The sequence below is a fragment of the Massilia terrae genome, assembly GCF_024753145.1.
GTDB lineage: Bacteria > Pseudomonadota > Gammaproteobacteria > Burkholderiales > Burkholderiaceae_D > Telluria > Telluria terrae.
In genome coordinates, this window is record NZ_JANUGU010000002.1 from 349,715 (window position 1) to 361,860 (window position 12,146).

Below are 12,146 nucleotides of genomic sequence, written 5' to 3' on the forward strand. Positions count from 1 at the left end.
TCTCATCAGCTGGATGACCCAGCCGCCGAAGGCTTGATGAGATCGTCCGGCTGCCAGTAGATCTTGTTATCCGCTTCACGCACTGCGATTTTGCGCAACCTGCCGCCCTTGCACGGGCCACCAGCGCACGAACCGCTATCCGGCAGGTAAATCGCGCCGTGCGTCGAGCACATCAGGTACAGGCCGCTCGACTCGAAGAATTCGCCCTGGAACCAGTCCAGCTCGATCGGCACGTGGGCGCAACGATTCAGGTAAGCATACGGCTTCCCATCGTAACGCACCACGAAACCTGTCGCTTCGTCGCCATACGCCAACACGGGGAAACGCACGCCCTTGCCGCCCTCTTCCAGCGCACCCGAATCGCAGATGAACACTTCTTCCATCACGCGTTCTCGGCCAGCCATTGGCGAAGCTCACCAACCGTTTTCGCCGAGAAGATGGGTTTGCAGGCTTCCAGTTGATGCACCGGATGCGCGCCATATTCCACCGCGATCCCGCTCGCCCCGGCGTTATTCGCCATCAGCAAGTCATGCGTGGTGTCGCCTACCATCACGGTACGCCGGAGGTCCTGGCCCAGTTCCCTGGTCAGTTCCTGCAACATTGCCGGGTGCGGCTTCGAGAATGTCTCGTCCGCGCAACGAGTGGCGTCAAACATCGACAGCAGCCCGACCGCGTTCAGCGCACGGTTCAGGCCCACTCGGCTCTTGCCCGTGGCCACTGCAAGGAAGTATCCCTCTTGCGAAAGTTCTTCCAACATCTCGCGAACTTCCGGGAACAGCACCAGTTCGTGGTCTTTCGTCAGGTAGTGGTAGCGATAGCGCTCGATCATCTTCGGATACAGATCCGGGTCGATGTCGGGGATCACGGTCTGCATCGCCTCGGCCAGGCGCAGGCCGATCACGTGCGCGGCGGCCTGGTCGGTCGGCGGGGCAACGCCGATGTCCTTGGCCGCCGACTGGATGCTTTTGACGATGGTGGCGGTGCTGTCCATCAGCGTGCCGTCCCAGTCAAAAACGATCAGGTCGAATTTTTTTCGTGGCATGTGTTCTGGCCGCTCGCGCGGCCAGCTCCTCTACTTATTTTTATGTGATTCGGGAAAACACCCTGCTATCCCTTTGCTTGCCCCAAGCTTACCAAGAAACGCTCGCATTCAGCGGGCAGTGGCGCCTTCAGTGTCATTTCTTTCCCGGAATCAGGATGGGTGAAGGTGATTTGATGCGCATGGAGAAACATCCTGCGCAGCGGACCATGATCCTCGCCAGCCTTCTGCAGCTGGCGGTTCAATGCGAAATCGCCGTACTTCTCGTCACCGAGGATAGGAAAGCCCGAAGATGCCAGATGAACGCGGATCTGGTGGGTACGCCCCGTCTTCAGCTCCGCTTCCAGCAAGGCAAATCGCTCCCACTTGCGCAGGAGGCTGAATACGGTATGGGATTCCATGCCCCCGGCCTGCACCACCACCCGCCGCTCGCCATCCGGCGTCGTGAATTTATGCAAGGGCAGCTTCACATGCTGCCGCTTGTTGTTCCAGTCGCCATAGACCGCGGTCAAATAGCGTTTGTCGGTGTGGCCATCGCGCATCTGCTCGTGCAGATTAGTCAGGGCCGAGCGTTTCTTAGCAAGCAACAACAACCCCGAGGTTTCGCGGTCCAGCCGGTGCACCAGTTCCAGGAACTTGGCCTCCGGCCGCGCAGCCCGCAGCTGCTCGATGACGCCATAGGAAACGCCCGATCCGCCGTGCACGGCCACCCCGGCCGGCTTGTCGATCACCAGCAGGTGGCTGTCCTCGAACAGAATCGGGAACTCGACGCCGGGCACGGGCGCCGAAGCGCTGCGTTCGGCCATCCGCACAGGAGGAATGCGCACGACGTCGCCCGCTACCAGCCGATACAGCTGGTCGATGCGGCCCTTGTTCACCCGCACTTCACCGGAGCGCAGGATCCGGTAGACATGGCTCTTGGGGACGCCCTTGCAGATCCGCAGAAGGAAGTTGTCGATACGCTGACCGGCCTCTTCTTCGGTAATGGTAACGAGCTGCACTTGCGCAGCTGCCTGTGATGAAGGGGGAACGACAGCATTTTGCTGCCTGGTTTCTCCTGTCTTCCCAGAAATTCTCTTTAAGTCCTTCATTTTGAATATATAATCGACAGGCGGCGGTCAAACCTCTGCTTGTGTAAGAATTAAAACGATATTTTACACAGGGGCGCCCCCGTCGGCCCCGCAAATAAATGCTATTCGATGGGGAAAATAGCGTACGCACGTTCCCGCGCGAGCTTGGGCTGCACCGTAGTTGCAGTCGGGTAACGCGTGAGGGATGCAGGAATGGATTGTTTGGAAATGTAAGGATAAGTACCGGCAAGCCCGCCGCAAGGTTGGCTCGCTGGTTGATGGCGTCGATAACGCTTGCCGTTTTCGCCCGACCCGATGTAGGCCTCAATCAGAAGGCTCGTGAATAAAGGCTGATTCTTCGCCTGGTATCGAAGTCCTGGTTTGTTCGCTGGCTACGGTTTGGCATGCTGTTGCACATCGCCTCGCTGATGCTGTGCCGCCCTGTTCGGGCCGCACGCAGATTTTGCAGGCGTCAAGGTGCGCGCGGCAATGACGATTGACTCCATCCGCGCCCTGTTGCGGGCAGCGACGCCGTGCGTCGCCGCGCCGCAGGAGTAGGGCATACCCACCCTCCAACACTCCCCTCCCCGCGTACTCCTTGTATGTTGCCGCCCTTTGGCAAGGTGGCTTGGAACGGCCTTCGGGTCGCGGAGTTTATAAAAATGAAACGAATGTTGTTTAATGCTACGCAGCAGGAAGAGTTGCGCGTAGCGATCGTCGACGGTCAGAAGCTGATCGATATCGATATCGAGACGTCCGGCCGCGAACAGCGCAAGTCGAACATCTACAAAGGCGTCATCACCCGCATCGAACCGTCGCTGGAAGCCTGCTTCGTCAGCTACGGCGAGGAGCGCCACGGCTTCCTGCCGTTCAAGGAAGTGGCGCGTTCCTATTTCCGCGATGGCGTGGACGTCCGCAATGCCACTATTAAAGAGGCGCTGCGCGAAGGCCAGGAAATCATGGTGCAGGTCGAGAAAGAGGAACGCGGCAACAAGGGCGCGGCCCTGACCTCGTTCATCTCGCTGGCCGGCCGCTACCTGGTACTGATGCCGAACAACCCGCGCGGCGGCGGCGTGTCGCGCCGTGTCGAGGGCGAAGAGCGCCAGGAACTGCGCGAGACCATGGACAAGCTCGACCTGCCGCAAGGCATGTCGGTGATTGCCCGCACCGCCGGCATTGGCCGCAATGTTGACGAGCTGCAGTGGGACCTGAACTACCTGATGCAGCTGTGGCGCGCGATCGAAGGCGCCGGCAAGTCGGCACCGGGTCCATTCCTGATCTACCAGGAAAGCTCGCTCGTGATCCGCGCGATCCGCGACTACTTCCAGCCGGACATCGGCGAGATCCTGATCGATACCGACGAGATCTACGAACAGGCGCACCAGTTCATGAGCCACGTGATGCCCGACATGGTGCACCGCGTGAAGCGTTATAGCGACGACGTGCCGCTGTTCTCGCGTTTCCAGATCGAACACCAGATCGAGACCGCGTACTCGCGCACCGTCCCGCTGCCGTCGGGCGGCGCGATCGTCATCGACCACACCGAAGCGCTGGTGTCCATCGACGTCAACTCGGCGCGCGCCACGCGCGGCTCGGACATCGAGACCACCGCCTTCAACACCAACTGCGAGGCGGCCGATGAAGTGGCCCGCCAGCTGCGCCTGCGCGACCTGGGCGGCCTGATCGTGATCGACTTCATCGACATGGAAGTGGCCAAGAACCAGCGCGAAGTCGAGCAGCGCCTGAAGGACGCCCTGCACCACGACCGTGCGCGCGTCCAGATGGGCAAGATCTCGCGCTTCGGCCTGATGGAACTGTCGCGCCAGCGCCTGCGTCCGTCGCTGTCGGAAGGCTCGCACGTGACCTGCCCGCGTTGCTCCGGCACCGGCCACATCCGCGATACCGAATCGTCCGCCCTGCAAGTCCTGCGCATCATCCAGGAAGAGGCGATGAAGGAAAACTCCGCGACCATCCACGTGCAAGTGCCGGTGGACGTGGCCGCGTTCCTGCTCAACGAGAAGCGTGGCGAAGTGCTCAAGATCGAGAACCGCCACAAGATCGCCGTCATCCTGATCCCGAACAAGCATCTGGAGACGCCGCACTACAAACTGGAGCGCATCAAGCACGACGACCCGCGCCTGGAAGAAGCGGCCGCCAGCTACACTCTGGCCGAATCCGCCGAAACGGACATGGGCTTCTCCAAGCGCCAGAAGGAAGAGACCCGTCCGCGCCAGGAAGCTGTCGTCAAAACCATTACCCCGGCACAACCGGCACCGATGGTGGACCGCAGCGAAGTGGCGGCCAAGCCGGCAGCCGCGCCGGCGGCCCCGGTCGCACCGGTGGCGCAGTCGCCGGCCGAGATCGGCTTCTTCGCGCGTCTGCGCAATTTCTTCTTCGGCGCACCGGCGCCGGTCGCCCCGGTCGCAGCACCGGCCCCGGCCGCAGCTGCATTGAAGCCGGCAGCGGGCGAACGTGGTGACCGCGGTGGCCGCAACCAGCAGCGTGGCCGCGGTGGCCGTAACGGCAAGCAAGGTGGCCGCGAGCGCGAGGAGCGCGAACCGGTCGCCAAGGCGCCGCAGGACGAGACTGCCAAGGCAACGGAAGGCACGGAGGCCAAAGGCGGCCGCCAGCGCCAGCAACGCCAGCCGCGTGAGCAGCGCGAGCCGGTCGAGGCGCAAGCCCAGCGCGCCGAGCGTGGTGAACGCGCCGAGCGCGGCGAGCGCCCGGAAAAAGCGGAACGTCCGGAGCGTGCGGAACGCGGTGAGCGCGGCCAGCGTCCGCAACGCGAGCGTGGCGAGCGCTTCCCGGCTGCCGAAGCAAAATCCGAGGAACCGAACCTGGCGCAAGTGGTCGCCGTGGCGGAAGCCGACACCGCCAGCGCTCCGCACGGTGACGAGCTCGAGCATGCGGTGAACCTGGCTGCGGCGCCGGCCGGCGAGCATGGCGAAGGCGGCGATGAGCCGCGCCGCCGACGCCGTCGTGGCGGCCGCAACCGCAACCGCCGCGAGCGTGAGCAGGTCGAGGACGCGGAAGGCGCCGAGCAGGAAGGCGAACCGGCGTTCACCCCGGTGGCCGACCAGGAAGCTGCCAAGGTGCAAGCCGAGGCACGCCAGGCCGCATCGACCGCCGACCTGGGCGCACCGTGGCCGTTCCCGACGTCCGCGTCGATGGCAGCCCGTGCTGCTGAGAAAGCGCCACAAGCACCGGCAGCAGCGGTGGCATCGACCGCCCAGCCGGGCCCGACGTCGACCGCCTGGGTGTTCCCGACGGCTGCGATGATGGGGGCCCGCGCCGCTGAGCAGGCTGCTCCGGCGAAGGCTGAACAGGCTGCTTCCGAGCCGGCACAGGCTGCCGCTTCGGTTGAAACTGCCCAGGCTGCGGCGCCAGTAGAGGCTGCTGCTCCGGTACAGGCTGCTGCTCCGGTACAGGCTGCTGCTCCGGTACAGGCTGCTGCTCCGGCTCCGGTTGCTTCGGCGCCAGTTGCTGCTGCTCCGGTTGCTGCTGCTCCGGCTGAGCCGGCACTGGTTGCTGCTCCGGCGGCCATCTCGCCTGCTGCACCTGTCGAAGCTGTCGCAGCCGCGCCGACATCGGCAAGCGCACCGGCTCCGGCCGCGGATCTGGGCGAGCTGCTGGCCGCTGCCGGCCTGCAACTTGCATCGACCGACCCGGCCAAGCTGCGTGCCGCGCAAGAGCAAGCGGCCCAGGTTGCACCGGCAGCACCGGTGCGCCGCACCCGCCGCGTGCCGCCGCCGCCGGTGGATGAACCGCTGGTTCAGGTGGATACCCGTCAGTAATCACGCTGCGGTTTGAAGAAGAAGGGAAGCGTTCGCGCTTCCCTTTTTTTACGCCGCGTGACGAGAGGCTCAGCATGGATCCCGGCCTCCGCCGGGATGACGGTTTTTTGGATGGTGATAAACAATTAAGGTTCGCTCGCTGGTTTGCTTGAAAACCGTCGCCCCGGCGGAGGCCGGGGCCCATGCTGAGCATCCACGCCTGCGCCCGCTTTCCTGTACGATGAGCGACCTCCACGCTCCCCGCGCGACCCGAATGCCCGAGCCAAACCCGCCGTCGCGCCCCTCCCCCATCGGCCTGGGCGAAGCCTTCTAGTACTGGCTCAAACTCGGCTTCATCAGCTTCGGCGGCCCCGCCGGCCAGATCGCGGTGATGCATGCGGAACTGGTCGAGCGCCGCCGCTGGATCTCCGAACGCCGCTTCCTGCGCGCCGCTCACCGCCATCTCGGCCGCCGTGGTCGGCGTCATCGCCAGCCTATCCCTGTTCTTCGGCCGCAGGTATTCTTCGCCGGCGGACAGTGGCAGCCGGCCGCGATGCTCATCTGCGCCGCGGCCTGCGTCGCACTGTTCCGCTACCGCGTCGATACGGTCAGATTGGTCCTCGCCTGTGCCGTCGCCGGCCTCGTGCTATCGTATCGGCATGGCTGAAAAAAACATCATGCTGGTCGACGACCGCGCCCGTGCGCTCGCCGTCCCAGCCATCCTCGACACGCCGGCAGGCCGCGTGCAGGACGCGCTCGCGCGTCCGCTGCACGACCTGCGCATCTCGGTCACCGACCGCTGCAATTTCCGCTGCGTGTACTGCATGCCGAAGGAAGTGTTCGACAAGGACTATCCCTACCTGCCGCACTCCTCGCTGCTCTCGTTTGAAGAGATCACGCGCGTCGCGCGCCTGTTCGTCGAACACGGCGTCGAAAAGCTGCGCCTGACCGGCGGCGAACCGCTGCTACGCAAGGACATCGAACGCCTGGTCGCGATGCTGCGCGAGCTGAAGACGCCCAGTGGCCGCCCGCTCGACCTGACGCTCACCACCAACGCGTCCCTGCTGGCCCGCAAGGCGCGCTCGCTGAAGGACGCTGGCCTCGACCGCGTCACCGTCTCGCTCGATGCATTGGACGACGCCACCTTCCGCCGCATGAACGATGTCGACTTCGCCGTGTCCGACGTCCTCGAAGGCCTCGACGCAGCGCACGCCGCGGGCCTTGGCCCGATCAAGGTCAACATGGTGGTCAAACGCGGCATGAACGACGACCAGATCCTGCCAATGGCGCGCCACTTCAAAGGCTCGCCCTTCATCCTGCGCTTCATCGAATTCATGGACGTGGGCGCGTCCAACGGCTGGAACATGGCGGACGTGGTGCCGTCGAGCGAAGTAGTGCGCCGCATCGGCGCCGAAATGCCGCTCGAACCCATCGCGGCCAATTACAGCGGCGAGACCGCGGAGCGCTGGCGCTACACCGACGGCGGCGGCGAGATCGGCCTCATCTCCAGCGTCACCCAGGCCTTCTGCCACGACTGCTCACGTATCCGCCTGTCCACCGAGGGCAAGCTGTACACCTGCCTGTTCGCCACGCGCGGCCACGACGTGCGCGCGCTGCTGCGCGAAGGCCGCAGCGACCTCGAAATCTCCAACGCGATCGCGCAGCTGTGGCGCGTACGCGCCGACCGTTATTCCGAGACCCGAACCATCAACACGGCAGGCCTCGTGCGCGGCGAGCGCAAAGTCGAAATGTCCTACATCGGCGGCTAGAACATGAAAAAGAACGAATCGATCAGTGGGCTGATCCTCGCTGGCGGGCGTGGCACGCGCATGGGCCACGTGGACAAGGGCCTGCAGCCCTTCCGCGGAAAGCCGATGGCGGCGCATGTACTGGAACGGCTCGCGCCGCAAGTGGCCAGCATCGCCATCAACGCCAACCAGAACCTCGACACCTGGCTCGGCTTCGGTGTGCCGGTCTGGCCGGACGAGACGCCAGGCTTCGCCGGTCCGCTGGCGGGCCTGGAAGCAGGCATGCGCCGCTGCGCCACGCCTTATCTTTTGAGCGCGCCATGTGATTCGCCGTTTGTGCCGGAGGATCTGGCCGAGCGCCTGTTCGAAGCCCTGCAGCGCGAAGACGCGGACCTTGCGTTCGCCGCGACCCAGGAGCCGGGCAAGATGGTGCAGCCGCATCCGGTCTTCTGCCTGGTGAAGGCGGAGCTGCAGCCCGTGCTGTCGGCCTATCTCGCGGCAGGCGGGCGCAAGATGGATGGCTGGTACAAGGAGCTCAAGGCCGTCGAAGTCCTGTTCGACGACGCCGACGCCTTCCGCAACATCAATACGCGCGACGAGCTCGAACAGCTCGATGCAGACGGCTCGTCGTTCCCGCGCACGGGCTCGACGCCCCCCGGAGAACCCCATTTCGCCGATCAGCCACAATCGCTGGCCCAAGTCGCCAGCTGCCTCGCCGGCTACGACCCCAACGCGCTTCCGGTACGTGATGCCCAACGCATCATCCGCGACTTCGTCACGCCGATCCGCGGAATCGAACAAGTCGCGCTGCGTTCGGCTCTGGGTCGGGTGCTGGCACAGGACATAATCTCCACCATCAACGTCCCGGCCCACGACAACTCCGCGATGGACGGTTTTGCCCTGCGCGGCAGCGACCTGAAACCGGACGCGCCAACGACGCTGCGCGTGATCGCCACCGTCTACGCCGGCCGCCCCTGCGACATCGTCCCATCGGACGGCGAATGCGTGCGCATCATGACCGGCGGCGTAATGCCGAATGGCTGCGACAGCGTGGTACCGCAGGAATTCGTCACCGCGGACAGCGACACCAGCGTCACCATCCCGCCCGGCGCCATCCGCACCGGCGACAACCGCCGCCTGGCCGGCGAAGACCTCAAGGCCGGCAATGCAGCGCTCCGCAAAGGCAAAGTGATCCGCCCCGCCGATCTCGGCATGCTCGCCTCGCTCGCGGTCGCGGAAGTGCCGGTGCAGCGCCGCCTGCGCGTCGCCTTTTTCTCGACCGGTGACGAGCTGCGGTCGATCGGCCAGCCGCTGGATGAAGGCTGCGTCTACGACAGCAACCGCTACACCATCTATGGCATGCTGCAGCGGCTCGGCTGCGACATCATCGACATGGGCATCGTGCGCGACGATCCACAGGCGCTGGAAGACGCGCTGCGCACCGCCTGCGAGAACGCGGACGCGATCGTCACCTCGGGCGGCGTGTCGGTCGGCGCGGCGGACTACACCAAGCAGGTCATGGCCAGGCTGGGCGACGTCACGTTCTGGAAGATCGGCATGCGCCCCGGCCGCCCGCTCGCTTTCGGCCGCATCGCGTCCGGCGCGCACAGCGCCTACCTGTTCGGATTGCCGGGAAATCCGGTGGCCGTGATGGTCTCGTTCTACTTCTTCGCGCGCGACGCGCTGCTGCGCATGATGGGCGCGGAGGCGCCGCTTGAACTCGTGAAGGCCCGTTCGGCGGGCGCGATCCGCAAGAAACCGGGGCGCACCGAATACCAGCGCGGCATCCTGTCGCGCAGCGACGACGGCATGCCGCAAGTGCGCATCACCGGCTCGCAAGGCTCAGGCATCCTGCGTTCGATGTCGGAGGCGAACTGCATGGTGGTGCTGCACGACGAACAGGGCAGCGTCGCCGCCGGGGACATGGTGGATGTGCTGCTGTTCGAAGGTCTGGTCTGATTCCCGGCGCCTAGCGCGCCAGTTGCGCGAGCTCGCCCACCATCCCGTCGCGCGCCTGGATCGCCACCGGCACCTCGCCGGTCTCGGAGGCTTCCCGTTTGAGGAGGCGGGCGAATACGACGGTACGCCTGCCCTTCGTCGCCCAGCCGACGTACCAGCCATTGCCGCCGCCGGAGCCGGTCTTGCCGTGCACCGTCCAGCCACCTGGAACCTCGCCGTACAGCGTGATCCTGGCGGTCATGTCGTAGGCGTGCCCGCTGACGCCGAGCTCGCGGTTTACGAGCTTGCGCAGGAATGCCACCTGTTCGAGCGGTGAAATCTGCAGCGATGAATTGATCCACGAAAGATCCGGGCCTTCCGTCGCCGGCAAACCCGATACATCTGCGTTGCCGAAGCCGAAACGCTGCGTGTACGCGGCAAGCCGCTCGTGCCCGATCGCGAACGTCACCTGCTGCGAAAACCAGACGACAGAGTCACGCATCCACTTCGCCGGATCGGTCGGCATGCGCCAGTTCTCGCGCCAGTCGACGTAGCCGGGGCGGAACGGCAGCAGCGGCGCGTGCTCGTCCTTGAGGAAGCCCGCGTCATAACCCATCAGGCTGATCGCGACCTTGAACGTCGACGCCGGCGTCACGCGGCGATCGCATTCGCCGCGCTGTGCGAGCACCTTGCCGCTGGCGGCATCGGCCACCACCGTGCACACTTCCCTCGCCTGACTGTTCGAAACCACGAGCATCGCTGCGAGAATCACGAAACGCAGCATCTCCCTGCTCCTGCTGCGAGCTCCGGCGCCGCCAAATGCAAGCTCCATTCGCTTCCTCATTCTTATCTTTCAGTTCGCGGTTGATGTCAGTCGTCGGCTTCGACCGGCTCGGTCCCCAACATCAACTGCGCAGCTTCGCTCGGCAGGGCCTCCACTGACTTCAACTTGCGCGCCATCACCCGACTGCGCACTTCGGCGTTCTCGATGTTTTTCGCGGCGCGTTCCAGCGTCACCTTGGTCGCGGCGAGCACGTCGCCGAACTTCCCGAATTCGGTCTTCACAGCACCCAGAACCTGCCACACTTCCGACGAACGCTTCTCCAGCGCCAGCGTGCGGAAGCCCATCTGCAGGCTGTTGAGGAGCGCGGTCAGGGTCGACGGCCCGGCCACCATCACGCGCAGGGTGCGCTGAAGTTCATCGGAGAGGCCCGGGCGGCGCATCACCTCTGCGTACAGGCCCTCGGTCGGGAGGAACAGGATCGCGAAGTCGGTCGTCTGCGGTGGCGAAACGTATTTCTCGCAGATGGTCTTCGCCTCAAGCCGCACCGCGCGCTCCAGCTCCGCTCCCGCTTTCGCCACGCCGTCGGCGTCGGCGTGCTCGGCCGCTTCCACCAGGCGCTCGTACTGTTCCTTCGGGAACTTGGCGTCGATCGGCAACCACAGTGGCGGGCCGCCTTCAGTCGCGCCAGGGAGCTTGATCGCGAACTCGACACGCGCGTTGGTGCCCACCACGGTCTCGACGTTGCGCGCGTACTGGTCGACGGTCAGCACTTGCTCCAGCAGCATCTCCAGCTGCACCTCGCCCCACGTGCCGCGCGTCTTCACGTTGGTCAGCACCCGTTTCAGGTCACCCACGCCGACCGCGAGCTGCTGCATCTCACCCAGGCCCTGGTGTACTTTCTCCAATCGTTCGGAGACGTGGCGGAAGGACTCGGTCAGGCGCGTTTCGAGCGTCGCATGCAGCTTCTCGTCGACGGTCTGGCGCATCTCCTCGAGCCGCTTGGCGTTATCGTGCTGGAGGTCGCCGATCTTGGCTTCCAGCGTCGCGCGCACTTCGAGCATGCGCTGCGCGTTCGATTCCGTGAGCGTCGACAGCGCCTGGTTCAGCGTGTCGGCGAAGCGCTTGAGCGCCCGCGCCTGCTCCTCGCGTCCGCCGGCGCCTTGCGCCTGGATCTGCTGGCGCATCGCTTCGAGCTGCTGCACAATTGCGGCCTGGTTCTGCGCGAGATGCGCCGACAGTTCCTGGCGCGTGCCCTGCGCGCTAGCCTGCATTTCTAGACGCAGTTCGCGTTCGATCCGTTCGAACTGCGCATCGCCCCGGCCACGCAATAGCGCGAGCAACTGGAGTACAACGACGGCAAAGAGTGCGGCGGCGAGGATCAGGAACTGGGTTTCGGTCATGGTCAGTCAGCCTTGTTGCGCATCCAGTCGGCGGTGTTGTAGAACGATTGCATCAGGCGCAGCTGCAGCTCCTCGTCGATGCCGACATCGTGCATCGCCATCGCCATGCAACGCAGCCACTGGTCACGTTCGCCGGTGCCGATCCCGAACGGCAGGTGGCGCGCGCGCAGCATCGGATGGCCGAATTTGTCGATGAAGAGATTGGGCCCGCCCAGCCAGCCGGACAGGAACATGAACAGCTTCTCGCGCGAGCTGTCGTTGGGCTTGGGGTGCATCGCGTGGATGCCGGCGAATTCCGGCTCCAGCTCCATCAGGTCGTAAAAGCGGTCGACCAGTTCACGCAGGCGGCTCTCGCCGCCGATCATTTCGTAGGGGGTGGGGGTATCGGACATCC

At 64.9% G+C, this 12,146-nt stretch carries 9 protein-coding genes and 1 pseudogene; 4 read left to right on the forward strand and 6 right to left on the reverse strand.

Annotated features, from left to right (window positions below; all coding sequences use genetic code 11):
- Window positions 1-5: 5 nt before the first annotated feature.
- From NX778_RS08845 to NX778_RS08855, 3 genes are all read right to left on the reverse strand, one after another.
- Window positions 6-383 (reverse strand): Rieske (2Fe-2S) protein, encoded by a 378-nt coding sequence (locus tag NX778_RS08845; protein ID WP_258811358.1) that lies wholly within the window; start codon window positions 381-383, stop codon window positions 6-8.
- Window positions 383-1,042 carry an HAD-IIIA family hydrolase gene (locus NX778_RS08850; protein ID WP_258811359.1) on the reverse strand — a complete coding sequence of 220 codons (660 nt, stop codon included), beginning with the start codon at window positions 1,040-1,042 and terminating at the stop codon, window positions 383-385. The genes NX778_RS08845 and NX778_RS08850 overlap by 1 nt, the downstream gene beginning before the upstream one ends.
- Before the next feature lie 65 nt (window positions 1,043-1,107).
- The gene (locus NX778_RS08855; protein WP_258811360.1) at window positions 1,108-2,130 is read right to left on the reverse strand and encodes an RluA family pseudouridine synthase; all 1,023 of its coding nucleotides are present in this window, start codon (window positions 2,128-2,130) and stop codon (window positions 1,108-1,110) included.
- Between the two features lie 641 nt (window positions 2,131-2,771).
- Between NX778_RS08855 and NX778_RS08860 the strand changes: the two genes are divergently transcribed.
- The 4 genes and pseudogenes from NX778_RS08860 to moeA all read left to right on the forward strand — a co-directional run bounded on the left by NX778_RS08860 (window position 2,772) and on the right by moeA (window position 9,589).
- Entirely contained in the window at window positions 2,772-5,903 is a 3,132-nt protein-coding gene (locus NX778_RS08860; RefSeq protein WP_258811361.1) for an Rne/Rng family ribonuclease, read from the forward strand.
- A 253-nt stretch (window positions 5,904-6,156) separates the two neighbouring features.
- Window positions 6,157-6,333 (forward strand): annotated as a pseudogene (locus NX778_RS08865) (chromate transporter); the annotation flags it as partial.
- 208 nt (window positions 6,334-6,541) lie between these two features.
- On the forward strand, window positions 6,542-7,651 hold the full coding sequence (gene moaA / locus NX778_RS08870; protein WP_258811362.1) for a GTP 3',8-cyclase MoaA: 1,110 nt from the start codon (window positions 6,542-6,544) through the stop codon (window positions 7,649-7,651).
- Between the two features lie 3 nt (window positions 7,652-7,654).
- Window positions 7,655-9,589 carry a molybdopterin molybdotransferase MoeA gene (moeA, locus tag NX778_RS08875; RefSeq protein WP_258811363.1) on the forward strand — a complete coding sequence of 645 codons (1,935 nt, stop codon included), beginning with the start codon at window positions 7,655-7,657 and terminating at the stop codon, window positions 9,587-9,589.
- 10 nt (window positions 9,590-9,599) lie between these two features.
- Here moeA and blaOXA read toward each other — a convergent pair whose 3' ends face one another.
- The 3 genes from blaOXA to NX778_RS08890 all read right to left on the reverse strand — a co-directional run bounded on the left by blaOXA (window position 9,600) and on the right by NX778_RS08890 (window position 12,144).
- Entirely contained in the window at window positions 9,600-10,352 is a 753-nt protein-coding gene (gene blaOXA / locus NX778_RS08880) for a class D beta-lactamase (protein WP_258811364.1), read from the reverse strand.
- Between the two features lie 86 nt (window positions 10,353-10,438).
- Entirely contained in the window at window positions 10,439-11,752 is a 1,314-nt protein-coding gene (locus NX778_RS08885) for a DNA recombination protein RmuC (protein WP_258811365.1), read from the reverse strand.
- A gap of 2 nt (window positions 11,753-11,754) precedes the next feature.
- Window positions 11,755-12,144, reverse strand: a complete 390-nt coding sequence (locus tag NX778_RS08890; RefSeq protein ID WP_258811366.1) for a group II truncated hemoglobin — start codon at window positions 12,142-12,144, stop codon at window positions 11,755-11,757.
- Between the last annotated feature and the right edge of the window lie 2 nt (window positions 12,145-12,146).